Origin of the sequence: uncultured Succinivibrio sp. (assembly GCF_902756765.1) — a bacterium.
Lineage (GTDB): Bacteria > Pseudomonadota > Gammaproteobacteria > Enterobacterales > Succinivibrionaceae > Succinivibrio.
Genome location: NZ_CACVSS010000008.1, coordinates 16,310 through 41,751, shown reverse-complemented (window position 1 = coordinate 41,751; position 25,442 = coordinate 16,310). Strand labels below are relative to the sequence as shown.

General features: G+C 40.9%; 19 protein-coding genes and 5 tRNA genes. 6 read left to right on the top strand and 18 right to left on the bottom strand.

Going from position 1 to position 25,442, the window contains the following annotated elements; genetic code table 11:
• Positions 1 to 51: 51 nt before the first annotated feature.
• Complete coding sequence (ftsH, locus tag QZU45_RS02340) at positions 52 to 2,043, bottom strand: ATP-dependent zinc metalloprotease FtsH (RefSeq protein ID WP_295351106.1); 1,992 nt, start codon at positions 2,041 to 2,043, stop codon at positions 52 to 54.
• A complete protein-coding gene (gene rlmE, locus QZU45_RS02335) occupies positions 2,044 to 2,736 on the bottom strand; it encodes a 23S rRNA (uridine(2552)-2'-O)-methyltransferase RlmE (protein ID WP_074839489.1) in 693 nt (230 codons plus the stop codon).
• Positions 2,737 to 3,021: 285 nt separating this feature from the next.
• Between rlmE and yhbY the strand changes: the two genes are divergently transcribed.
• The gene (gene yhbY / locus QZU45_RS02330; protein WP_074839486.1) at positions 3,022 to 3,312 is read left to right on the top strand and encodes a ribosome assembly RNA-binding protein YhbY; all 291 of its coding nucleotides are present in this window, start codon (positions 3,022 to 3,024) and stop codon (positions 3,310 to 3,312) included.
• A gap of 66 nt (positions 3,313 to 3,378) precedes the next feature.
• On the opposite strand, the gene greA is transcribed toward yhbY, so the two are convergent.
• The 4 genes from greA to grpE all read right to left on the bottom strand — a co-directional run bounded on the left by greA (position 3,379) and on the right by grpE (position 8,251).
• The gene (gene greA, locus QZU45_RS02325) at positions 3,379 to 3,867 is read right to left on the bottom strand and encodes a transcription elongation factor GreA (RefSeq protein WP_074839483.1); all 489 of its coding nucleotides are present in this window, start codon (positions 3,865 to 3,867) and stop codon (positions 3,379 to 3,381) included.
• A gap of 357 nt (positions 3,868 to 4,224) precedes the next feature.
• Positions 4,225 to 5,454 carry a molecular chaperone DnaJ gene (gene dnaJ, locus QZU45_RS02320; protein WP_295351102.1) on the bottom strand — a complete coding sequence of 410 codons (1,230 nt, stop codon included), beginning with the start codon at positions 5,452 to 5,454 and terminating at the stop codon, positions 4,225 to 4,227.
• A 71-nt stretch (positions 5,455 to 5,525) separates the two neighbouring features.
• Positions 5,526 to 7,451 (bottom strand): molecular chaperone DnaK, encoded by a 1,926-nt coding sequence (gene dnaK / locus QZU45_RS02315; protein ID WP_294997869.1) that lies wholly within the window; start codon positions 7,449 to 7,451, stop codon positions 5,526 to 5,528.
• A gap of 92 nt (positions 7,452 to 7,543) precedes the next feature.
• Positions 7,544 to 8,251: a nucleotide exchange factor GrpE gene (grpE, locus tag QZU45_RS02310; protein WP_295351099.1), complete on the bottom strand. Its 708-nt coding sequence runs from the start codon at positions 8,249 to 8,251 to the stop codon at positions 7,544 to 7,546.
• A gap of 163 nt (positions 8,252 to 8,414) precedes the next feature.
• Between grpE and QZU45_RS02305 the strand changes: the two genes are divergently transcribed.
• From QZU45_RS02305 to rmuC, 4 genes are all read left to right on the top strand, one after another.
• On the top strand, positions 8,415 to 8,807 hold the full coding sequence (locus QZU45_RS02305; RefSeq protein ID WP_295351096.1) for an outer membrane protein assembly factor BamE: 393 nt from the start codon (positions 8,415 to 8,417) through the stop codon (positions 8,805 to 8,807).
• 5 nt (positions 8,808 to 8,812) lie between these two features.
• A complete protein-coding gene (locus QZU45_RS02300) occupies positions 8,813 to 9,499 on the top strand; it encodes a hypothetical protein (RefSeq protein ID WP_295351094.1) in 687 nt (228 codons plus the stop codon).
• A 188-nt stretch (positions 9,500 to 9,687) separates the two neighbouring features.
• Entirely contained in the window at positions 9,688 to 11,751 is a 2,064-nt protein-coding gene (gene ppk1, locus QZU45_RS02295; protein ID WP_295351091.1) for a polyphosphate kinase 1, read from the top strand.
• 187 nt (positions 11,752 to 11,938) lie between these two features.
• The gene (gene rmuC / locus QZU45_RS02290) at positions 11,939 to 13,552 is read left to right on the top strand and encodes a DNA recombination protein RmuC (RefSeq protein WP_295351088.1); all 1,614 of its coding nucleotides are present in this window, start codon (positions 11,939 to 11,941) and stop codon (positions 13,550 to 13,552) included.
• Positions 13,553 to 13,640: 88 nt separating this feature from the next.
• Here rmuC and ilvN (QZU45_RS02285) read toward each other — a convergent pair whose 3' ends face one another.
• The 12 genes from ilvN (QZU45_RS02285) to QZU45_RS02230 all read right to left on the bottom strand — a co-directional run bounded on the left by ilvN (QZU45_RS02285) (position 13,641) and on the right by QZU45_RS02230 (position 23,472).
• On the bottom strand, positions 13,641 to 14,144 hold the full coding sequence (ilvN, locus tag QZU45_RS02285; RefSeq protein WP_295351085.1) for an acetolactate synthase small subunit: 504 nt from the start codon (positions 14,142 to 14,144) through the stop codon (positions 13,641 to 13,643).
• The gene (gene ilvB, locus QZU45_RS02280; RefSeq protein ID WP_295351082.1) at positions 14,145 to 15,863 is read right to left on the bottom strand and encodes a biosynthetic-type acetolactate synthase large subunit; all 1,719 of its coding nucleotides are present in this window, start codon (positions 15,861 to 15,863) and stop codon (positions 14,145 to 14,147) included.
• 53 nt (positions 15,864 to 15,916) lie between these two features.
• Positions 15,917 to 16,942, bottom strand: coding sequence for a suppressor of fused domain protein (locus QZU45_RS02275; protein WP_295351079.1), 1,026 nt, complete (start codon positions 16,940 to 16,942; stop codon positions 15,917 to 15,919).
• A 110-nt stretch (positions 16,943 to 17,052) separates the two neighbouring features.
• Positions 17,053 to 17,556, bottom strand: coding sequence for an acetolactate synthase small subunit (ilvN, locus tag QZU45_RS02270; protein ID WP_074839461.1), 504 nt, complete (start codon positions 17,554 to 17,556; stop codon positions 17,053 to 17,055).
• A 2-nt stretch (positions 17,557 to 17,558) separates the two neighbouring features.
• A complete protein-coding gene (gene ilvB, locus QZU45_RS02265) occupies positions 17,559 to 19,271 on the bottom strand; it encodes a biosynthetic-type acetolactate synthase large subunit (RefSeq protein ID WP_295351076.1) in 1,713 nt (570 codons plus the stop codon).
• A gap of 21 nt (positions 19,272 to 19,292) precedes the next feature.
• Positions 19,293 to 19,799, bottom strand: a complete 507-nt coding sequence (locus QZU45_RS02260) for an isoprenylcysteine carboxylmethyltransferase family protein (RefSeq protein WP_295351074.1) — start codon at positions 19,797 to 19,799, stop codon at positions 19,293 to 19,295.
• Positions 19,792 to 22,890, bottom strand: coding sequence for an FAD-binding and (Fe-S)-binding domain-containing protein (locus QZU45_RS02255; protein ID WP_295351071.1), 3,099 nt, complete (start codon positions 22,888 to 22,890; stop codon positions 19,792 to 19,794). Before QZU45_RS02255 ends, QZU45_RS02260 begins: the two co-directional genes overlap by 8 nt.
• 129 nt (positions 22,891 to 23,019) lie before the next feature.
• Positions 23,020 to 23,096, bottom strand: a tRNA-Met gene (locus QZU45_RS02250).
• Positions 23,097 to 23,102: 6 nt separating this feature from the next.
• Positions 23,103 to 23,178, bottom strand: a tRNA-Gln gene (locus QZU45_RS02245).
• Positions 23,179 to 23,213: 35 nt separating this feature from the next.
• Positions 23,214 to 23,290: transfer RNA gene (locus QZU45_RS02240), tRNA-Met, on the bottom strand.
• A 6-nt stretch (positions 23,291 to 23,296) separates the two neighbouring features.
• Positions 23,297 to 23,372 (bottom strand) — tRNA-Gln (locus QZU45_RS02235).
• A 24-nt stretch (positions 23,373 to 23,396) separates the two neighbouring features.
• Positions 23,397 to 23,472 (bottom strand) — tRNA-Gln (locus QZU45_RS02230).
• 346 nt (positions 23,473 to 23,818) lie between these two features.
• Between QZU45_RS02230 and QZU45_RS02225 the strand changes: the two genes are divergently transcribed.
• Entirely contained in the window at positions 23,819 to 24,673 is an 855-nt protein-coding gene (locus tag QZU45_RS02225) for an HAD family hydrolase (RefSeq protein ID WP_295351068.1), read from the top strand.
• Positions 24,674 to 25,442 lie beyond the last annotated feature (769 nt).

Genomic DNA, 25,442 nt, shown 5'->3' with positions numbered 1-25,442 from the left:
GATTTAACAGATTAATACAATCTATACAGTCTAAGTTTAGATTCTAATTATTTACTTATCTTCTTTTTCTGATGAATCCTGTGACTTATCCTCAGAATCAGTTGTTACATCGTCGTTCTCTAAAGTTTTCTGAGCATTCTCAGAGGAATTATCGTTTTCAGATGTTTTATCCTCTGACTTATTCTCATTATCATCAGGGCCTGCTGATGACTTGTCATCATGTTTTGCAGGAGCTCGTACTTCACGACGGTTCATCAGATCATCAATCTGGTCTGCATCGATAGTTTCATATTTTAAAAGAGCATCTTTCATGTTCTCTAAAATATCCTTGTTTGCCTCTAACAGCTCAACTGCCTTCTGATAGCAGCTATTGATAATCTCAGTTACTTCCTCATCAATTATTGCTGCAGTCTTATCTGACATCGCTACCATTGAAGATGAAGAACCGCCCAGATAAGCAGAACCTTCGTTATCCTTTTCATACTGCATAGGTGCAAGTTTCTTTGAGAAGCCCCAGCGAGTAACCATGTTTCGTGCAATCATAGTTGCTCTTTCGATGTCATTTGATGCACCAGTGGTAACCGCATCAGCACCAAACATCATCTCCTCTGCAATTCTGCCTGCAAACAGAGTTGAAATGTTTGAAAGAAGACCGCGTCTGCTCTGCGAAACCCTATCCTGCTCAGGAAGATACATAGTTACACCTAAAGCTCTTCCTCTAGGAATAATAGACACTTTGTAAACAGGATCGTGTTCAGGCACCAGTTTGCCTACTATGGCATGTCCTGCCTCATGGTATGCAGTATTGATCTTTTCATGCTCATTCATAGCCATTGAACGACGCTCTGCGCCCATCAGCAGCTTATCCTTAGCCTCTTCAAATTCCTGCATTGAAACAACACGCTTATTGTGACGGGCTGCGCCTAAAGCTGCCTCATTAACCAGGTTTGCAAGTTCAGCACCAGAGAAACCAGGAGTACCACGAGCAATAGTTGCTGTATCAACATCCTTTGCCAGAGGAACCTTCTTAACATGGACATTCAGGATCTGCTCACGGCCTCTTACATCTGGAAGACCAACAACCACCTGACGGTCAAAACGGCCAGGTCTTAATAAAGCAGGATCAAGAACATCAGGACGGTTAGTTGCTGCAATGATAATCACTGCCTCGAATCCTTCAAAACCATCCATTTCAACCAGCAGCTGATTCAGCGTCTGTTCACGTTCATCGTGACCACCGCCCATGCCTACTCCACGCTTTCTTCCTACAGCATCAATTTCGTCGATGAAGATAATGCAGGGTGCATTTTTCTTAGCCTGAGCAAACATATCTCTAACACGTGAAGCACCAACACCCACGAACATCTCAACGAAGTCGGAACCGGAGATTGAGAAAAATGGAACCTTGGCCTCACCTGCAATTGCTCTTGCCAAAAGAGTCTTACCTGTTCCAGGAGGACCTACCATCAGGACACCGCGAGGGATTCTACCGCCAAGCTTTGAGTATTTTGTAGGATCCTTTAAGAAATCAACAAGCTCAACCACATCTTCCTTTGCCTCATCACAGCCGGCAACATCTGAGAAAGTGGTCTTAATCTGATTTTCAGAAAGAAGCTTAGCCTTTGACTTACCGAATGACAGAGGATTGCCCTTTGATCCTCCCTGCATCTGTCTCATAAAGAAAATCCAGACAGCAATCAGCAGAATCATTGGGAACCAGCTTATAAAGATGGCAAACAGTGTACTCTGCTCTTCTGGCTTGGTACCAGAGGTACGGACATTGTGGCTTAAAAGGGTATCAATAATGGCAGGATCTGAAATTGGCATTACAGTTACAAACTTCTGACCGTTTGTCTTAATACCGTTGATTACCTTGCCATCAAAGGTTGCCTGAGCAATTTGATCGGACTGCACCTCTCTTACGAAGGTAGTGTAATCCTGTAACTGGCCTGAGTTGTCTGGGGTGCTGAAAGACTCAAACAGAGTCATCAGAATCACAGCAATCACCAACCACAATATAAGATTTTTTGTCATATATCTCACTTACTCCAAATCTTCTTCAGGAAGATCTTCAATGTTCTCTTCACCAGGAGCCACTCCGTTCAGAGGATGACCTTTAAACCCGGTTGCAACCATATATACCTCGCGAGAACGGTCTCTTGAAGCATCAGGCTTTCTAACTTTTACAGTTGTAAAATCGTTGTGCAGTTCCTTTAAATATTCCTGAGAACCTACTCCCTGGAATACCTTCACTACAAAAGTGCCGCCTATTTTCAGCACACGTCTTGCCATATCCAAAGCAAGCTCCGACAGATACATTGCACGAGGCTGATCGATTCCCACGGTACCAGACATATTTGGAGCCATATCTGACAGAACAACATCTGCACCGACACCGATCATGGAATACAGAGTCTTGAATACTTCCTCATCACGGAAATCACCCTGCAGGAATTGAACATTACGGATAGGACGGATAGGAAGAATATCCATAGCGATAACTCTTCCGTTTTCACCAATACACTTGACTGCATATTCTGACCAACCGCCAGGTGCTGCGCCTAAATCAACAACAATATTTCCCTGACGAATCAGTCGATCTTTTTTCTGCAGTTCTTCTAATTTGAATGATGCTCTTGAGCGAAGACCAAGCTTATGAGCCTGTTTTACATATGGATCTGAAAAGTGCTCATGTAACCACCTAGATTGACTGGCAGTACGTTTTTTTGCTGGCATTAAATTTAGGATCCTTGATTATATTAATTTAATTGTTTATATCTTTTGAATATTATACAATCTGTACAGCTTTATAATCAATAAAAAGCCAAGAATCGACTGTAGAGATAAAAATATATTACAGTTTAGTAAAATTATCTCGATAATTGTTCTCAGTGAAAACTGAGATCCTACAAACAATAGGTTTACTCCAGAGTTTTCATTTTAGGTGGTCTGAAAACTCTGTACGAATGCTGTTGAATACAATCCAACAGTACATTTTGCAGATTTTTATAGAGGATTAAGATGTCACTAAATTCACATCAGCGCCAGTTCTTAAAGGCTCAGGCTCACCAGTTAAAGCCAGTTGTTATGTTAGGTAACGACGGTCTTTCAGAGAATGTTCTAAAAGAGATCGACTCAAGCATTGAGCATCATGAGCTTATCAAAGTAAAGTTAAATGCAGGGGAAGGCCGTAAAGAACAGGCTGAAACCGCAGCTAAGACTGTAAATGCAGAGCTTGTAAGCCTGGTTGGCAGAATTGCTGTTCTTTTCCGCCAGAGAAAGGATGACAGCAGATTCATTCTTCCTCGCTAACAGTAAGTTACTCTTAAAAAAAAGGATCCTGAGGATCCTTTTTTATTGGTTAAATCTAAAGGTCTCTTAGATATATTCAACCTTAACAACTTCGTAGCAGATGGTTCCTTTAGGAATCTTAATCTCAATCTCATCCTCTTCCTGCTTGCCAAGTAAGCCCTTTGCAATAGGGGTCTTGTAAGAAATAAGATTTGAGTTAATGTCTGCCTCGTCCTCACCTACGATCTTGTAAGTGATTTCCTTATCTGTATCCACGTCAACAAGAGTTACAGTTGAACCGAAAATAACCTTCAGCTTGCCGCCAGTAGGATTCTTAAGCTTGGTAACGTCAATAACATTGGCAGATGCAATCTTACCTTCAATATCCTTGATTCTTGCCTCACACATGCCCTGTTCTTCCTTAGCAGCATCGTACTCGGCGTTCTCACTTAAATCACCATGGCTTCTAGCCTCAGCAATAGCTGCAACAATACGTGGACGCTCAACAGTCTTCAAACGAACCAACTCTTGTCTTAAAAGCTCTTCACCGCGTGGAGTCATTGGAGTCTGATCCATATGCAAATCCTCTATATAAAATTAAAGCGTGTAACTAAGGCAAACGATCAAATCCTTGTATCAGAGAATATGTAAGTCTGAAACTATGCTCTTTAGTAAAAAGCTTAAAGTTAAAGCCTGTCTGAGCGAACGTTTACCTGTTTTTTAACAGTTATTAACAACGGTTTTATATTTAATACCGACGTTTTTTTTGTTTACGATCCCCTTAAATAACAAGGGTATCGACATAGAATTCAGGGTAAAAAAAACAACGCCTAATTTTCAAATTAGGCGCCATTCTGTACGTAAAAATATACACTTTTGTGGACTTTCAATCAACAGTGATTTAAGTCTGCTTTGACAAAAATCACCATTCTTTTAGCTTGAAAGATCATCAAAGAACTTCTTTACGCCTTTTATGAAGCCTTCCGATTTTGGTTTGTGCCTCGCTGCGCTTTCAGATCTTTTCTTTGCACTCTTTTCATCTTTAGATGACTTGTCATCCTTGCTGTCCTTTGAATCCTTATCTTCACCATTTAGGGAAGCTTCAAATTCTTTAAGCAGCTCTTTCTGATGAGCGGTCAGATTAATAGGAGTTTCAACTACAATCTTGCAGTACAGATTACCCTTGAAAGATGAGTTGTAGGACTTAACCCCCTTACCAGGGATTCTCATCATAATTCCAGTCTGAGTCTCAGGTCTGATACTGATATTAACAGCACCTTCAAGTGTAGGAACCTCAACCTTTCCACCAAGAGCAGCTGTAGTAAAGCTGATTGGAACCTCACAGTACAGATCGTTGCCATCACGGGTAAAGATTTCATGATCCTTAACCTCGATAACAACATACAAATCACCTGCAGGGGCACCATTCAGACCGGCCTCGCCTTCGCCGGTAAGACGAATACGGTCACCGGTATCAACACCTGCAGCAATATCCACTTCAAGAGTCTTAGACTTTAATACACGACCTGTGCCAGAACATGACTTACAGCCATCTGTAATAACATATCCAGAACCATTACAGTGAGGACAGGTCTGAGAAACCTGCATGAAGCCCTGACGCATGAAGATCTGGCCCTGACCATGACAGTGAGGACAGGTCTCTTTCTTACCGTTCTTACCTAAGCCTGAGCCTCCACAGGTATCACACTTAACATAGGTTTTAACGTTAAGCTTCTTCTTGCAGCCTTTAACAGCCTCTTCAAGAGTAATAGTGATTCTTGCACGAAGATCTCTTCCGCGGATTTCACGTGGACCTGAGGAACGGGAGCCAAAACCACCTCTTCCAGCACCGAAAATATCACCAAAGATATCACCGAACATGTCAGAAAAGTCAGCACCGCCTGCTCCGAATGGATTACCGCCACCGGCCTGAGAGCCGTCTGCACCAGCAAAACCATACTGATCATAAGCAGCACGCTTCTGAGGATCTGAAAGGACCTGGTAAGCTTCGTTAATTTCACGGAACTTCTCACCAGCATCAGGATCCTTGTTTCTATCAGGGTGATACTTAATAGCTAAACGCTTAAAGGCACGTTTGATAGCAGCATCATCAGCGCCTTTTTCTACACCTAGCACTTCATAGTAATCACGTTTGGAAGCCATATCATCCTCTTAAATTGACAAAAAGGCAGATGATAAAATCACCCACCTTTTTAGGAAAAACTAAGTACTAATTACTTGTTGTCGTCTTTTACTTCTTCAAATTCAGCATCAACGACATCGTCTTCCTTATTAGCACCGCTTGACTGCTGTGAAGACTGCTGTGTCTGCTGCTGAGCCTGAGCCTGTGCCTGACCAGCCTGCATTAGAACTGCTGCAGCCTCTAGCACTGCCTTCTCAGCCTGCTCAATCTTCTCCTTGTCATCACCGCGAGATGCCATCTCAAGATCACCTAAAGCCTTGTTGATCTTTGTCTTATCAGCATCTGATACCTTATCACCTAAATCAGACATCTGTTTCTTGATCTGGTGAGCAGTTGAATCAGCACGGTTACGTGCAGCAGCAAGTTCCTCGAACTTCTTATCTTCAGCAGAATGCTCTTCAGCCTCACGAACCATACGTTTGATATCCTCATCAGACAGACCTGAAGATGACTTAATGGTAATCTTCTGCTCTTTACCGGTCTTCTTATCCTTAGCTGATACGTGGATTAAACCGTCAGCATCGATATCGAAGGTAACTTCAATCTGTGCCATTCCACGTGGCTGAGGCTCAATGCCTTCAAGGTTGAACTGACCAAGTGACTTGTTGTCAGCAGCTCTCTTTCTCTCACCCTGTAGAACGTGAATGGTTACTGCAGGCTGATTATCTTCAGCAGTTGAGAATACCTGTGACTTCTTAGTAGGAATGGTTGTGTTCTTCTCAATCAGAGTAGTCATAACACCGCCAAGAGTCTCAATACCTAATGATAGAGGAGTTACGTCTAACAGAAGAACGTCTTTCTTATCACCAGTCAGAACGCCACCCTGAATAGCTGCACCGATAGCAACAGCCTCATCTGGGTTAACATCCTTACGAGGATCCTTACCGAAGAAATCAGCAACAAGCTTCTGAACCATAGGCATACGTGACTGACCGCCAACAAGGATAACGTCGTTAACCTCTGAAGGTGACAGACCAGCGTCTGACAGAGCAGTCTTAACTGGGTCTAAGGTTCTGTTTACTAAATCTTCTACTAATGACTCAAGCTTTGAACGTGTAATCTTGATGTTCATGTGCTTAGGGCCAGTTGCATCAGCAGTAATGTATGGTAGGTTTACATCGGTCTGCTGTGATGATGAAAGCTCAATCTTAGCCTTTTCTGCTGCTTCCTTTAAACGCTGTAAAGCTAATGGATCAGCACGTAAATCAACTCCCTGCTCAGCCTTGAACTCATCGATCAGGTAATCAACGATGCGGTTATCGAAATCCTCACCACCTAAGTGAGTATCACCGTTGGTTGCTAATACTTCGAAAGTCTTCTCACCGTCTAACTCATCGATATCAATAATTGAAATATCGAATGTACCACCACCTAAGTCGTAAACAGCAATCTTCTGCTCGCCCTTAGCCTTATCCTCACCGTAAGCAATAGCTGCAGCAGTAGGCTCGTTGATAATACGCTTAACATTTAAACCAGCAATACGGCCGGCATCCTTGGTTGCCTGACGCTGAGAATCATTGAAGTATGCAGGACAGGTAATAACTGCTTCAGTAACTTCTTCACCAAGAATATCCTCTGCAGTCTTCTTCATCTTCTTTAAAACTTCAGCTGAAATCTGAGGAGGAGCTAACTTCTTGTCATCAACCTCTACCCAGGCATCACCGTTATCAGCCTTGGTGATCTTGAAAGGCATGATACCAACATCACGCTGAACCTCGGCATCGTCATAACGACGACCGATTAAACGCTTGATAGCAAATAATGTGTTCTTTGGATTGGTTACAGCCTGACGCTTTGCTGCATCACCAACAATAATCTCTCCATCTTTAGCATAAGCTACGATTGATGGAGTTGTACGACGACCTTCTGAATTCTCTAATACTCTAACCTTGTCACCATCTAACACAGCAACGCATGAGTTAGTAGTACCTAAGTCAATACCAATAATTTTACCCATTTTGGATTTCCTCTATTTCAAAATCTTTGTGTCACTAATTGACGTTTATCTATCTGTATTACTAAATGGAGTCTAATATTTTATTTTCAAGACTATGCTTCAATATTTATTGTATTTTTTTCATCCCCGGCAGGAGCCTCCTGAGGAGCGCCTCTGGATACAATAACCATTGCAGGTCTTACAACTCTTCCATTCAGTGTGTAACCTTTCTGCATAACAGACATTACCTTGTTAGCTTCTACCTCGTTTGAAGGAGCCATTGAAATTGCCTGATGAAGATTTGGATCAAAAGGCTGATTTAATGGATCTACAGCGGTAACACCAAACTTTGAAAGCTCCTTTAATAAAAGAGTAACTGTGTTCTGTACACCTTCAATAGTAGGCTTAACAGCTTCATTGTTCGGATCAGTATGCTGCAGTGCTAACTCCAGTGAATCTACAACAGGAATCAGAGCTTTTAGAAGCTTCTCATTACCGAATTTTCTTTCGCGCTCAACATCGGCTTCGATACGTTTTTTCTGATTTTCGGTTTCGGCAACAGCACGAACCAAACGGTCAATCTCGTCCTTGTGCTTAGTTTCCAAAGCAGAAATCTGTAATCTTAACTGCTCATTCTCAGCAAGAATTTCTTTAACATCAAAGGTTGAGCCCTGATTTTCCTCAGATGCATTTTCAGCCTCTGGTTCAACATCATTCTGAGCCTCAACGTTTTCAGTTTCTATTTCTTCAATATTCTGAGAATCATCAAGATTCTGAGCATTCTCAAAAGCCTGTTTCATCTGAGTTTCTTCAGTCTGCATTTTTTTCTCTTAAAATTGTTGTTAATTTAACGTTACAACTAAGATGGGGATCGACTTTTTTGATTTCAAGAGCAATATCTAAAAAAAATAAAAAAATAAATAAAAATAAAATCAGATACATACTCTTTTTTGCTACAATTTCTTTTAAAAAAAGGATTTTTTTATGAAGTTAAATAAATTTTTATGCAAGGCTGCAATCTGTGCCTGTGTACCTTTTGTATCTTCATGTGCATATAGAGCAGATCTTAATCAGGGTAACTATGTTGATCAGGATCTTGTTAATAACCTTTCATATGGAATGTCATCAGAACAGGTAAGATATGTTCTAGGAGCTCCTATGCTGGTTGATCCTTTTGATAAATCACGCTGGTACTACACAGCCTTCAAACGTGAGGGCTGGAGCGATCCTGAAATCAAGAACCTGGTTTTACTCTTCCAGAACAACACTCTTGTGGACATGTCAGGTGACTTCAAGCGTCCATCCGGCTTTGAAGCCGGCTCGCAGACTCTTCCTGCTAACAGCCAGGTTGATAATTTCGAGCTACCACAGGAATAGAACCTGTGAAAAAGTCATTCCTGCTTTTGTCTATGGTATTTTCTGTTGTCCTCAATGGCTGTGCCTTAGAGGATGAAACAGCAGAAAAGATAGTGGTGCCAGTTGAAGAAAAGCAGGAATATTCTTCAAAAGCAGAAGAAACCTTCACCGAATACGCAAAAAAATGTACAACCGGAGATATGAGTGCAGCCCCAAAAGTTGTACGTATGTACGTATCCTCTCTTCAGACAGATGATTTTGACAAAAATACAGCCCTGCCAGAGCTTGAAGATTCATCAGTTCTCGAATACGAGGTCAAGCCTTATGAATATCAGAAGGTTAATACCAACCTTATATATGAAATGTGTATTCAGAAGGCTGTTAGCGAAGGACATCAGGAATATCTCAATTACTTTGTTTCAAGAGGAACGGTATCTGCAAAAATCGCCCGTCAGTTCTATTCTGAAGATCTTATAAATGATGGTGCGTACTGGTCTCGCAGAGTAACTAATCTTCTGGGCCTAAAAACAGGTTATTACATCATGGGCAGACTATTCTGCAACAATGAAAAAACCTTCGCAATCGGCGCAGATCTGCTCAAAGAGTCAGCAAAACTTGGAGATGAAAACGCCAAGCAGTATCTTTTTGACATTGCGTTTAACAACAATGTGTTTGAGAAACTCTCAAAAACCAAAGATTCTCTCAAAGACTAGAAACTTAATTTTGGATTGATTCAACAGATAGTAGTTTTTTGTCTGATTTCTTTGACTTTTTTGTCTTTCATCAAAAAAAACAGATATTAGATGTTATGACTTTCCGAAATTGTCACACAACAAATTCACAAACCTGCACTCCACTAACTATACTTGTCTATTAGGTGATATGAAAATAAGAGGCGGACATGATAGATAAATTTGTTCCAAAGGAACTATCCTGGCTTTCATTTAACGGAAGAGTTCTACAGGAGGCAGCAGATCCTTCTGTTCCATTAATCGAAAGAGTCAGATTTTTAGGTATTTATTCCAGTAACCTTGACGAATTCTTCAAAGTGCGAGTAGCTGAACTTAAAAGACAGGTAATCATCAATAATGCACAGGGAGAAAACGAGGCTGCTGTAAACCTTCTGCGTCAGGTTCAGAATGAAGCAAACAAATATCAGAGAACTCTTAACAGCATCTATTCAGATTTGCTCGAGGAACTCTCCAAGCATAATATTCTGATGAGAGATCAGGATTCTATTACCCAGGACCAGAAAGACTGGGTATCCTCCTATTTCAAGCATCATGTTTTAAAACATATCAATCCTGTAATCATTGATGCAGAAACCGATCTGGTATCGTTCTTAAAGGATGAGTTTACCTATCTTTTGGTAAAGCTTTCAAACAGTACCAGTGAATATCATGCCCTAATTGAAATTCCAACAGACAAGATTCCTCGTTTTATCCGTATGCCATCTGAAGATAACAGCGTCGTCTTCATGTTCCTCGATGACGTCATCCGTGTAGGCATGGAGATGATCTTCCGCGGTCTTTACGAATACGACAATATTGAAGCCTATTCGATTAAAATGAACCGTGATGCTGAATACGATCTCTTGGGTAATATCGATCGCTCGGTTTTAGAGAACATGTCAGAGGCTCTTAAACAGAGACTTAACGCAATGCCGGTTCGTTTTTCATATGATGCCGCAATGCCAGAGGATATGGTCAGATTCATGGCAAGCGAGCTTAAGATGTCTGCCATTGACTCCATGATGCCAGGAAACCGCTACCACAACTTCAAGGATTTCCTATCCTTCCCAAGCATTGGCAGCGATGACATGGAAAACCCAAGCCTCAGTGAGATCAAGTCAATTCAGTTTGAGACCGCAATTACTCCATTTGAGGCCATAGCTAAAAAGGATGTACTACTTTACTATCCATACTATTCATTTGACTATTTCACAGAGTTTCTGCGTTACGCCTCTTATGATCCAAAGGTAAGCTCCATTAAGATCAACATCTATCGAGTAGCCAGCAACAGCCGTGTTATCAACTCGCTGATGCATGCTGCCAACAACGGAAAATCGGTTACCGTAGTGGTTGAACTTAAGGCAAGATTCGATGAGGCAAACAATGTTAAATGGGCCTCCTTCCTGACACAGGCTGGTGTTAAGGTCCTATTCGGACTGCCAACCCTCAAGATCCATTCAAAACTGTGTCTCGTTACCAGACATGAAGGGGATAAGATAATCCACTATGCACATATCGGTACCGGTAACTTCAACGAAAAGACAGCAAAAATCTATACCGACTTTGCACTGTTCACTGCAAACGAGAAGGTAACTTCCGAAGTAAACGATGTATTCAGATTTATTGAATACCCATACACTCGACCAGTATTCAACAACCTTCTGGTTTCACCTCTGAATGCTCGTGAAAAAATCGCGTCCATGATTGACCGAGAGATCAAGTTTGCAAAAGAAGGAAAAGAGGCCGCCATCAACTTTAAAGTCAATGCCCTTGTAGATATTGACCTGATTGAAAAGCTTTACGAGGCAAGTCAGGCCGGAGTTAAAATCAGAGGTATCGTCAGAGGCATGTGCTCAATAAAGGCAGGAGTTCCAGGACTGTCAGAAAACATCTATATCACTTCGATTGTCGATCGCTTCCTTGAGCACCCTCGCGTCATGCTGTTTAATAACGGAGGAAATGATGAGCTTTATATCAGTTCCGCAGACTGGATGAGACGAAATCTTGATCTGAGAATAGAAGTTGGAACCAAAATTCTCGATCCTGATCTAAAGGAGAGGATCAAAGCTATTTTGATACTGCAGCAGAAGGATAATCGAAAAGCCAGAATTGTTGATGCAGATCAGGTTAACAACTACGTTCAGGCTGGTCCGAACGAAAAACAGATCCGCTCGCAGATAGAAATACATGATTATCTGGTCAGAGTGGAAAACGAAATGGCCATAGATATTTAAAGAGAATGCGCGTTTTAAACGCGCATTTTTGTGTTCGTGGTATCATAGATACAGTACTACTACGCATGTGGTAACCCTATACATTAAAAAACAAAACAATATTTAAAGAATGTCACAGGTACTTGATTTTACAATGGATTTTATCTTAAATAACCCGATAATCTTCGTGGCTATCATTGGTCTACTCTTGATTACATCAATTTACTTTTATCTCCGAAACTCCGATCTGAGCAAAAAGGCAACTGAGCTTGATAAGACCAATCAGGAACTGAACAAAGCAGTTATGGATCTTAACAACGGCCTAAATCAGAAAAATTCAGAGTTCGATAATCTCAAACTCAGAAGTGAGGAGAGTGATAGGAACTTTGTTAATCTTAATCTCCAGTATCAGAAGTGTCTGTCCGATAACAGCGCATTAAGTTCACAGATGTCACTTGGCGCCGAGAAAATAAGACTTTTAGAAAAGAATGTTGCCGATCTCCAGAATAACATCAGAAACCTAGAGGATCAGAATAAAGATCTCTCAACACAGAATGAAACTCTGATCAGAAACTACCAGGAAATCTCCGATAAGATCACAGCCACACTTGAAGAAAAGCTAGAACTCAACACACAAAAGGAAGAGCTCATAACAAAAAACAAGGTTCTTGAAGCCAAGATTGATTCAGACAGACTACTCTATCAGAAGATTGAGGAAACCTATAACCTTTCAAAGCAGAAGTTAGAAGAACAGCTAACCGCTCTCTCCGAGAAATTCGTAAAGAATGGAACAGAAGATCTGAGCAGGCACTCTCAGTCTAATCTTGAGAACATTGTAAAGCCATTAAGAGAAGAGCTTGATAAATTCAAGCAGATGGTCAACGATAATCATGCCCAGCAGGAAAAAAGAGTTGGTGCTTTTGAAAATGAGCTTAAGAATCTGCAGGAATCCTCTTTGACTTTGTCAAATCAGGCACAGGAACTGACTAATGCACTTCGCTCTGGCGTAAAGACTCAAGGTATCTGGGGAGAACTTCAACTTGAAAGGGTTTTGGAAAGCTCTGGACTTGAAAAAGGCAGAGATTACGAACGAGAAGTGGCTGTAAAACCAGACAGCAATGACATAAATCATACCGGTCGTCCTGATGCGGTAGTTTATCTGCCAGATAATCACTGTATAGTAATTGATGCAAAATGTTCTCTTACAGCCTATACAAATTTCATCAATGCACAGGACAAAGCTGAAAAGGATAATCACCTCAAAGCACATATTGCCTCAGTTAGAAAACATGTTAATGAACTTAAGGCTAAAAGATACTGTGATGATTACAGGAAGACCTTAAACTGCCCTTCTTTTGTCTTTATGTTTGTACCTTTGGATGGAGCTCTTTACGATGCACTAAAGACAGATTCAGGACTGTACAATGAAGCAGCCAGAAACAGAATCTACCTGGTGTCTCCTTCATCACTGCTACCTGCCCTACGTGTAGTATCCAATCTGTGGATGATGTCTGAGCAGACAGAAAATATCGGAGAGCTCATCAGAACAGCGCAGGACATCTGGAAAAAATTCTCTACCATTGAGGAGAAGATGGCTGCCGTCTTAAGCAGTTCCGACAAACAGCAGAAGAGTCTTCTTGAACTGCAGAATCTTCTGTATGCCGGCAGAGGAAATCTGAAGAACAAACTTGCAAACTTTAATACAGCAGGCTCTCACTATGTAAAGTTACAGGATAGTAATGTACTGACCATAGAGGGAAATACCATGGAAATGATTCCAAATGAGGCTAAAGACAGTCTGGCAGTTAATGACAAGAACTAGGTAAGACAGGTTAAAAAATACCTGAAGAGATGTTTTAAGAGAGGATCAAGATCCTCTCCTTTGTTTTAATTCAAATCAAAAGAATGCTCTAAGGCTTCATGAAATGATTGCCCTTGGCTATTCCCACTACACCGGATCTTACTACCTCAAGAACTTCAACAAGCTTGCCTACTGTGGTAATAAAGTTGTCAATTTCTGATGAATTACCGACAAACTCTAAGGTAAAGATTTCCGCATTAACATCTATAATCTTTGAATTAAAGATATCAGCCAGACCTTTAACCTCATCTCGAGCATTCTTGTTTGGTGTATTAACCTTTATGAGTACCATCTCGCGCTCAATTCCGCCTTCTGCCTCTTCTAATAAAGCTGAAACACGGTAGACACAGACTAGCTTATGCAGCTGTTTGGTAATCTGTTCTGCTTCCCACTTGTCTCCTGTAGTCAGGATAGAACAGCGGGATAAGGTAGGATCATCAGTAGGAGCTACAGTCAGACCGTCGATGTTGTATCCACGCTGAGAGAATAAACCTACAACACGAGATAAGGCACCGGCTTCGTTTTCCAGCAAGATTGATATAACGTGTCTCATTTATTTCTCCTCCTCATTCAACATCATGTCTATCATTGAACCGTTAGCTCTCAGCCATGGCATTACCTTAGTGTTGGTATCTGTAATGATATCAACCAGTATGAATTCATCCTTTGCCATGAGAACATCTCTGATAGTTGACTCAAGCTTGTCATTATCAGTAATTCTAATGCCCCTAAAGCCATACGCCTCAACAAGTTTGACAAAATCAGGATTGCCATCCAGATTGGTGGCACTGTAACGTTCTTTATAGAACACAGTCTGGAACTGACGGACCATACCTAAAACAGAGTTATCCAGGATAAAAATCTTAATAGGAAGCTTATACTTTCTGCAGACAGCAAGCTCCTGCATGTTCATCTGGAAAGATCCGTCTCCGGTAATACAGAATACATTGGCATCAGGAAGTGCAAATTTTGCTCCGATGGCAGCAGGAAGACCTACGCCCATAGTGCCTAAACCGCCAGAGGTTATAAAATGTCTTGGAGTTTCAAAATCAAAGTACTGAGCTGAGAACATCTGATGCTGACCGACATCGGTGGTTATCACCGGATTCAGTTTAAGCTCGTTGGAAATTCTGTTGATAGTCTCAATTACTTCCTGAGGTCTAATCATGCCCTCTTTTCTTGTATACTTAAGGCAATCTTTTTTCTTGAACTCTTCAATCTGTTTCCACCATAAGGACAGATCATTAGGCTCTTTGACTCCCTGCTCATCAAGCTCCTTGTCAATCTGAGTGAGAACAGTTCTGGCATCACCAACAATAGGAATATTGGCGCTGACTGTCTTTGAGATTGATGCAGGATCAACATCTATATGAACCACTGTTGCATTAGGACAATATTTAGCCACCATATTTGTAGCTCTGTCAGCAAATCTGGTTCCAACCGCAAAGATCAGATCGGAATTATGCATGGTTTCATTAGCTTCATAAAGGCCATGCATACCAATCATTCCAAGATACTGACGGTCTGTTGTTGGATAGGAGGAAATTCCCATAAGAGTTGAAACCACAGGGAAATTCAGTCGTCTTGCAATTTTTGCTGCTATCTCTGAAGCATCACCCTGAACTACACCACCACCTAACAGCATAACCGGCTGTTTTGCCTTTGCAAGCTGAGCTGCAGCTCTTTTTACCTGGCCCTTATGTCCAAATACGGTAGGGTTATAAGAGCGTATTGATATATCTGAATTCTTTTCATAGTCAAACAGATAGCTACGATTCTGACAGTTCTTTGGAATATCTACAACCACAGGACCTTTTCTGCCGGTTGAAGCAATATAGAAGGCCTTGCGGATATTCTTGGCAATATCCTCAGGCTTCTTGCATAGGAAGCTGTATTTAACAACCGGACGGGTTACGCCCATAGTATCAACTTCCTGGAAGGCATCTGTACCAATCAGATCAGTACTTACCTGGCCTGTTATCAGTACCAGAGGAATTGAATCTCCATATGCAGTTGCAAGGGCTGTAACTGTATTTGTTGCGCCTGGACCTGATGTTACCAGAGCAACACCGACCTTACCGGTACAACGGGCAAAACCATCCGCCATATGCACAGCGCCCTGTTCATGGCGGGCTAAAACATGAGCAATCTTAGAGTCGAAAAGCTCATCATAAATATCTGTAACGGCTGCGCCAGGGTATCCGAAAATACGGTCAACACCGAGATCTTCCAGTACTCTTACAACCTGCTTTGCACCATTTAATTTTTCCATAGTCTGTTTCTATTTATCTAATGTAAAAAAATTATTCTTTTAAAATCTGTATGTTAAATCTTAGGCACCACGTTGCATACATCATCACGGGTGGAGATAAATGGAGTAATCATAACCAGACGTTCCTTAAAAAGTTCTAGCAGCTCCAGAGCTGAATGAGACTTTCTAAAATTAAGTTCCATTGGTCTTAAAGGCAGAAGCTCTAAAAATGAAAGCTCTGCATTTCCGAGTTCCATTATCTGCTGAGACTTTTCGTAATCACCCAGACCAACCAGCATTGCTCCGTTAAATGCAGTTCTTGAGCTAAAACCTGTATCCTTCTCCAGATAATATCCAAAGCCGATGTTATCCTTAGTAGAAATCAGATGCTTAATGACCTCAATCATCAGGAATACTTCAAAATTGCTTTTGGACTCAGGATTGAATTTGTAATCCTTTGGCAAAGCAAAACATAGCTCTACACATTCGTCCTTAGCACCATCAATGCCTTTGATAACCTTTCCTGACAGTCCAACGCTAACCAGAAGATTGTAGTCATGCTTGTCAGTTGGAGGAACTCTATAGATTTCAACATTATCAAAAGAGCATAAATGCTGATATTCACCAAAATTCTGCTGTATATGCTCTAGGATCTGCTTTCTGTTCGAGTCACTCTGTCCTTTGAAGGCTGCAAGCTCAATCATTGAATTGACATTTGCAAGCATGGTGGTTATCTGTTCAAAAAGTCTGCCGTCACTTACTGAGGCAAAACGAAGCGCTCTTTCAAATCTGATTTTACTGTCCTCAATCAGTCCCTGTTTAAACAGGATATAACCTCTGTAGAACTGATGCTTGGCATTATCCTTTCCCTCAAGAGAGAAGCGATCTAAAAGCAGATTAGCCTTCTCGAATAATGAGTAAGGATCGGAGGTTTTGTTAGCAGCGTTGATATAGGCTCTAACCAGCTCATTACACAAGTCAAAATCCAGATCGGAGTTTTCAAGCAGATTTATTACCTTGAACAGTTCCTGATTCTGATACAGAGCATCAATCTTGCCAAGCAGATCTTTTTTGTATTCAATAAAATCTTTTTTATCCATAACCATTCTTACGTTTGTGAGCTGAACTCCGTTATTTATTTTATTTCAGCTCCACACCTATAAATAAGCCTCGATTTATATCGAGGCTTTTCTGTAAATTCAGCTGTTTTCTATGAATGCAGTGAATGTTCGCCTCTAAATATTCCACACACTCCGGAACGCACGGTTTCGACGACTTCGGCCTGTTCTGACACGGCCTTGAGGAATCTGTCGACCTCAAATGAGGTATCCACGTACTGGAGGATATAGAGTTCAGGTGTGATATCAACAATCTGTGCTTTAAAAATATCACAGAGTGTCTTGATTTCTTCTCTTAAAGTGTGACCTACTGCCTGCACTTTGACAAAAAGAATCTCTCTTTCAACAATATCAACTGAGTTGTCCTGCTGGCTAGATACCTTAATGACATTAACCAGCTTATGCAACTGTTTGGTAATACGTTCTACGATAGAACCGTCACCTTCTGTAAGAATTGTGATTCTGGATAAAGTTTTATCCTCGGTTGGAGCGGCAGTAATATTCTCAATGTTATAACCTCTCTGAGAAAAGAGTCCTACCACTCTGGACAGAGCACCAACTTCGTTTTCAAGCAAAATAGAAATGATCTGACGCATGACTATTCCTCACCTAAGAACATATCTGACATACTTCCGCCCATCTGCTGCATTGGAAGCACCTTGGCATCGGTATCACAAGCAATATCAACAATAACCAGCTTGTCCTTCATTGACAGAGCCTTTTCCACAGCAGCCTCAAGCTCCTTAGGATCAGTTACTCGGATACCTTCATGACCATATGCCTTTGCAAGAGCCACAAAGTCAGGATTTGAATTAAGGTTGGTAGAGCTGATATGTCCTCTGTAGAACATCTTCTGCCACTGACGAACCATACCCAGGGTATGATTATCAAAAATGAAAATCTTGATGGGGATATTAAACTCAAGACAGGTTGAAAGCTCCTGAACGTTCATCTGGAATGAACCGTCACCAGTGAACAGACAGACCTCCTTGTCAGGGCAGCCAACCTTAGCACCAACAGCTGCAGGGAAACCATAGCCCATGGTGCCCAGACCGCCTGAGGTTAAAAGATGACGTGGTTCGTCAAACTTGTAATACAGAGCAGCAAACATCTGATGCTGACCAACATCGGTAGCAATAATTGCATCACCGTGAGTAGCCTTGTAAACTGCCTCGACAATCTGCTGAGGCTCAATAATTTTACCGTCAGCTGTATAGTCCAGACACTTCTCTTCTCTCCACTTGCCAATCTGAGACCACCACTGTTTCATGGCAGAAGCATTTTCTACAAGCTTGAACTCATCAAAGACATCGATAAACTGGCCTAATACAGTCTTTGCATCACCAACAATTGGAATATCGGCAACAACAGTCTTTGAAATTGAAGCAGGATCAATATCAATATGGATAATCTTTGCTGCAGGACAGAACTTGGAGAGGTTGTTGGTTACACGATCATCAAAACGACAGCCGACTGCAAATACAAGATCAGCCTTGTCCATTGCATTGTTTGCCTCAAAGGTTCCGTGCATACCGAGCATACCCAGGAACTGCTTGTCAGTGCTTGGATAAACGCCTAATCCCATCAGAGTAGAAGTTACCGGCAGATTGAATCTGTGAGCAATGGTACGGACTTCATCCTTTGCACCTGACAACTGAGCACCGCCACCGATTAGAAGTACAGGATGGCTTGCCTCGGCCAGCAGCTTGGCTGCTCTCTTTACCTGTCCCTTGTGTCCCTGTTTGGTAGGATTATATGAACGCATCTTTACAGGTGACTTCATCTCAGGATATTCAAATTTCATAGAAGGACGGACACAGTCCTTTGGAATATCAACAACAACAGGACCAGGTCTTCCAGAGGAAGCCAGATAGAAAGCCTGTCTGATATACTTTGGAATATCAAGGGCACTCTGACACAGGTATGAATGCTTTACGATTGGTCTGGTGATACCGACAGTATCAACTTCCTGGAAGGCATCTGAACCGATAAGAGGAGAAACCACCTGACCGGTAATCACTACCATAGGGATAGAATCCATGTATGCAGTTGCAATAGAGGTTACAGTATTGGTAGCACCTGGGCCTGAGGTAACAAGACAGACTCCAACCTTACCTGTAGCTCTGGCATATCCGTCAGCTGCATGAGCAACACCCTGCTCATGTCTACCAAGTACATGCTTGATTTTCTTTGACTCTAAAAGAGCATCATAAATATCTAAAACAGCACCGCCAGGATAACCGAATAGGTTATCTACACCTAAATCCTCAAGAGTGCGCACTAACATCTGTGCGCCTGACATCATGGTCATCAAAATCTCCTTCTTATTGTGTTAGCCTTTTTTAGGTTTAGGCCAAAACCTTTGTGGTACATCCTGAATCCATTTCTCGTAGTCTTCAGGAAAATCTCTTTTTAATCTTGGTTCATCAAGAAAAACTGCAAAGCAATATGCAAACAGCAAAAAGCCAAAAGGTACGACCAGCGAAAGCAGAGAGTTAACAGCACAGCACAATCCAAGATAAAACAGAAATGCCCCCATATGCATTGGATTTCTGCACATTGAATATGGACCTGTAGTTACTAATTTTATAGTTTCCTTTGAAAGTTTTATAGGGCCGACCACTACTGCACCACCATGGCCCTTTTCTATCAGTTCCTTGTTAGACCAGATTATGAACAAAAGTCCGACTGCTGAACTTACGGCTCCGAAAATCACAGCTACCTTGCCTTCAGGCATAAAGGTATAGGAACTTAAGGAAGCCATATAAAGAATAATAGCAGGAATAGCAATAAAAAAAATTGAACCTCCGAAGAGATACGCAAAAATGTTTCTAGCCATTCAAAGCCTTCTTAAGAAGTTCATCAACAACAAACAGGGGATGTATTGCCTTCTTGCCTTCCATTCTATGAACCTGAGAACGACAGCTGAATCCTGTAATCAGACAGTGATTAAAATCTCTCTTGGAGATTTCAGGTTTCCAGTTCTTTTCATATACAGCATAAGTCTGCTTCTGATTGGCGGCCATATGACCAAACAGTCCGGCCATACCGCAGCAGGCAACATTCACTGGGATCAGATTCAGACCAAAGGTTGAAAGTATGGACTGCCATAAAACAGGAGACTGAGTAATCAGAGCGCGCTCAGTACAGTGCGTGAACAGATAATACATTTCCTTGAACTCATCTGTTCTTGAAACAGACAGAACCTTATCCTTAATCTTTTCAAAATGAGCTGAGAATGATGAGGTCTCCATCTGTTCAGAAAGCCACTCTTCAGGAAGCTTAACAATAAAGGATCCACGGGCATCATCCAGGATCTGAGTATACTCATCTCGATAACAGATGGTTAAGGCTGGATCATAACCAACAAGATCAATTCCTGCCTTTGCCAGCATCTCGAGACGGGCAGCCTGTTTTGCCGCGTAATGCATAAAGCCTCGACGGTCACCTCTTATAACCAGAATCTTACCATTAACATATGGCTTCAAAAATGCGACCTTGTAACCAAGATTTCGCATAACCCTGGCCATTGAGAGCAGACCTTCACACTCATAGCATACAGTGAAGGGATCGGTTACTATCAGCACTTCATTACCGGACACTAAAGCCTGCTTTGAAGAGAGAACCTCAAAGCCCTCCTTTTCACACAGTGATCTGAAGGTCTTTCTGCTAAATAAAGGCAGATCAACCATTCCAAAGATTCTCTTTATTGCAAACTTCACCAGTGAATTGGATAAAAATGCATTGGATATTCTTGGGAATCTTGACAGTATCGGCAGAGTCAGCTCTGATTCTAAGATCAGAAGATCCATCAGCGGACGCAAGTAACGGCCGTAGTACAGAGACAGGAATCTGGAATTCAGATCAGCAGCATTTACATGAGCAGGACAGATACTCTTGCAGGACTTGCATGACAGACAGGTCTTAATCTTACTGAGGTATTCTGTAGAATAGTCCTTATGCTTTGTAGAAAAAGTATTGAAACATCTTCTTACAAAGTTTACAGGAGAAGGTGTTGAAGTCAGCTGTGCGAGCTCTTCGGCAGCAATATTATGACCTCTGTCATTTAGCAGCCTTAACCATTCCCTCATCAGCTCGCTGTAGCCCTTTGGAGAACGGATATGATCCTTGGTGTAACGATAACTTGGACACATAAGCGCACTGGTCTGATAACTAAAGCACTGTCCGTTTCCGTTACAGCTTAAAGCTCCTTTAAAGGAATTTCTGATGGTAACAGGGATGGTTCTGTCTAAATCTCCCCTCATCTGACCGGAGATAGAAACGATCTGATCTTTTTCATTGCCAAAAGGAACACAGATTTTGCCTGGATTGAAGATATTGTTTCTATCAAATGCAGCCTTAATCTTTCTAGCTACGGGATATAGATCCTTAAAGAAAATCTCTCCGTAACAGGAACGATAGCCTCGACCATGCTCTCCCCACATCTGCCCCTGATATTTATTTACCAGCTCAACCACCTTGTCAGAGATAGTTACCAGTTTCTTTCTGTCAGCATCGGTTGTCAGATCAAGAGCAGGTCTAACATGCATCAGACCGGTATCCACATGTCCAAACATACCATAGGTAACTTTCAGTGAGTCTAAAAGAGCTCTGAACTCCAGAATATAATCTGCAAGATTTCTTGGGGGAACAACAGTGTCTTCAGTAAAGGCAACCAGTTTTTTATTACCGGAAGCTGCACCTAAAAGGCCTACAGCTTTCTTTCTCATACCGTAGATTGCGGAGATAGCTTCAGGTGTGACAGCAAGCTGTGCCCCAAGAATTCCGTTGGCAGTAGTCTTAGCCTTTTCGGTTACATTAGAATAGATTTCTACAAGTTTCCTGTGTTCAGAATCCTTGTCATAGCCGTTGAATTCAACAATGTTGATGCCCTTGATGGAATGACCTTTTACTTCTTCGATATAATCCTTTACAGAATCCCAGACGGTGTCTTTTTTTGCCAGAGAAAGAACTCTGGAATCAACAGTTTCAACAGAGAACACGCCAGAGTCAATAAGTTCAACAGCATGTCTTAATGCACTGTCGAAATTCTCATATTTGACCACCATCAGCTCTCTGAAATCAGGGATCTTGGTCAGATCAAGAGTTGCCCCACATATGACTGCAAGAGTACCTTCGGCACCACAGATAAGTCTAGCCAGATTTAAGGTATCCGTTTTAGGATCATAGGAATGATCCAAATCATAGCCCGTCATAAAGCGGTTCAGCTTGGGGAAAAGCTTTTCAACCTGCTTGCGGTTATCCTTTAAAAGAGCATAGCATTCACGATAGATATCGCCTTCAAGGCCATCCTTATCCAGACACTCTTTTAACTTATCTCCGCTTACCGGACCGAATGTAGTTAATGTTCCGTCCGCAAGAACAACAGTAACCTCCTTGATATGAGATGATGTTCTGCCGTATTTCAGAGACCCCTGACCTGCGGCATCATTTGAAATCATGCCACCTATACAGGCACGGCTTGAAGTAGATAGTTCAGGTGAGAAAAAAAGGCCATGAGGTTTCAGGTAATCATTTAACTCATCTTTAATTACACCTGCCTGTACATGAACAGATCTATTCTGCTCATCAAGATCAGATATCTCTTTCATGTAGCGGGAACAGTCAATGGTAATACCGTCATTCAGGGATTGGCCGTTAGTACCGGTGCCACCGCCTCTTGGTGTAACGATCAGTCTTTCATATAAAGATTCAGCTCTTAGTTTTAAAGCAGTAACAATATCCTGATTATCCTTAGGGAAGATCACGCCCTGAGGCATTCTCTGATACACAGAGTTATCTGTTGACACAAGCAGTCTTGCAGAATGAGAATACTCAATATCTCCTTTAAAACCTTTTGACTTTAAAACATCAAAATACTTCTTATATAGATGATCAACGGAAGGTAGATTTGATATTTTTGGGATCATTGACTAAACATGCCTCATGTATTCTATTTTTTTGAGTAATAAATAGAATAATGCGACAAGTAGTAATTATTTGCAATGACTTATGCAGAACTACCCAAAATTGTGAGAAAGTTAGGAAAAATGAAGCGATGGTAGCTATGACTGGAATCGAACCAGTGACCTCAGCATTATGAGTGCCGCGCTCTAACCAACTGAGCTACATAGCCACTGAATGGCTGGGGTACTAGGATTCGAACCTAGGTAATGGCGGAATCAGAATCCGCTGCCGTACCACTTGGCGATACCCCAACAGAGACAAGAAATAAGACACCATTTAAGGTGAATGGTAGCTATGACTGGAATCGAACCAGTGACCTCAGCATTATGAGTGCCGCGCTCTAACCAACTGAGCTACATAGCCATTGAGTGGCTGGGGTACTAGGATTCGAACCTAGGTAATGGCGGAATCAGAATCCGCTGCCGTACCACTTGGCGATACCCCAACAGTGTGCTGAACAACCCCATTATGGCAGGGGTACCTGGACTCGAACCAGGGAAATGGCGGGATCAAAACCCGCTGCCTTACCACTTGGCTATACCCCTATCAAGTACAAAGGTGCTTTTGTTCGACAACGTGCATTATTATATGAAAATAAAAATGCTTGTCAACAAAATAAAAAAAATAAATTTACGTCACAAAATTTATTTAGATCAAAAAGCCACGTTGATGATGATTTATATCAGCTTATCTTAAGTTTAATATTTTTTTGTTAATTTAAAAATTTTCTGAGAATAAAATTAACATTTTTTATGTTAGACAAATTCTCAGAAATTTGATGAATTAGTTTTATTCCCCAAAAAATTTATGGCACACTCAATTAAAATATTTTCAAACAGAATATCTATTAGATAGGAGCAGAAAGTTCAATAGAGCTTTCGATGAAAAATAATGAACAAAGAAAACGTACTTGCAATCTGTTATGACTTTGACAGAACCCTTACTCCTTTTGAAATGCAGGCTCAGGGATATATACAGCAGTTAAACGAGAATGTTGACGAATTCTGGGCTCTTTCAACTAAGCTTGCAATCAAAAACCAGATGGATCCTAACCTTTCCTATATGTATCTAATGCTCAACGGTGCTAAGGGTAAATTCCAGGTAAAAAGAGAAAAACTAATGGAGTTCGGGTCTAAGGTTAAACTATACAAGGGAGTAGCAGACTGGTTCTCAAGGATCAATCAGTACGGCAAGAAAAAAGATGTTAAGGTTGAGCACTATATTATTTCCTCGGGTCTTAAAGAAATGATAGAAGGCACAAAGATTGCTGATGAATTCAGAATGATCTATGCAAATTCATTTTTATACGATCACAACGGAGCCGCAGTTTGGCCTGCTCAGAACATCAATTTCACCAACAAGACACAATTTCTTTTCAGAATTTCCAAGGGTACACTTGATGTAAACGACAATGATGTTAACCGCTATTATGAACCAGAGAATATCAGAGTTCCTTTTAGTAATATAGTCTACATCGGAGACAGTCAGACAGATATTCCTTGTATGAAACTGGTTAACTCTTTGGGAGGACATTCCATTGGAGTATATGATCCAGTCAATAACAACAAGGCAAGAGTGCATGAACTTATCAAAGACAAGCGCATCAAACACTTTGCTAAAGCTGACTACTCAAAGGGTAGCAAACTTGATGAACTGATGCACAATATAATTGATTTAACATCCGCATCCTACAAACTCAACCGTGACTACTGGGAGAATTTGGATGAGGCAGAGAATCTTGCTTAATTTTCTTATATTCTTGCACAATTCTGCAATTGTACATTTGTAAATTTGCAAACAAAAGTAGTTATTACAACAAAATACAAATATAATTTATTTACAAAACAATATATTACACAAAAGGTTGATGTGTTTACGAAATTTTTTAACACGGATCAACTTTTTGCTTAATTTTTACAAATATAATTAAACCTGTAGTCGCTGATAAAAGATAAATTAACTCTAAGTATTATCTAAGTTAAAGTATCTAAAATACAGAATAGGAAAGCGGAAGAGACAAAATGATTTCAGACTTTCAAAGTTTTAAATGATTTTGTTTTTTAGCAAAAAAGAATCACATACCTCATCGCCTAGGTCCACACCTTTTGACCTAGGCATTTTTTTATTCAAAATTTCGAAATTATCCTGTAAATTCAGCAGACTAAGTGTCATCTAAGAATTCAACTGTAACATATATCCTGCGTAGACGATATTAGACTTGAAATTTAAGACTAATGATCCAGCAATTTATTGGAAGATTTTCCGAACTCATCGATTAAGTAACACTTGATGTTTTATTAACGTTTCAATTTTTTTCACATACCTAAATCGCCTCTGACAGTTTTTGTCAGAGGTATTTTTTTTGTTTTTTTTATAAAAAAAATTACCTAAAATATTCTCGATAATTATTTTTAATAATTTGGATATTTATCACAAAATAATGTAGTATTATTCAACCTTAAAACACGAAAAAAAAGCACTTTTTCTGTTATAATTAAGAAGGTGTGATTACTAC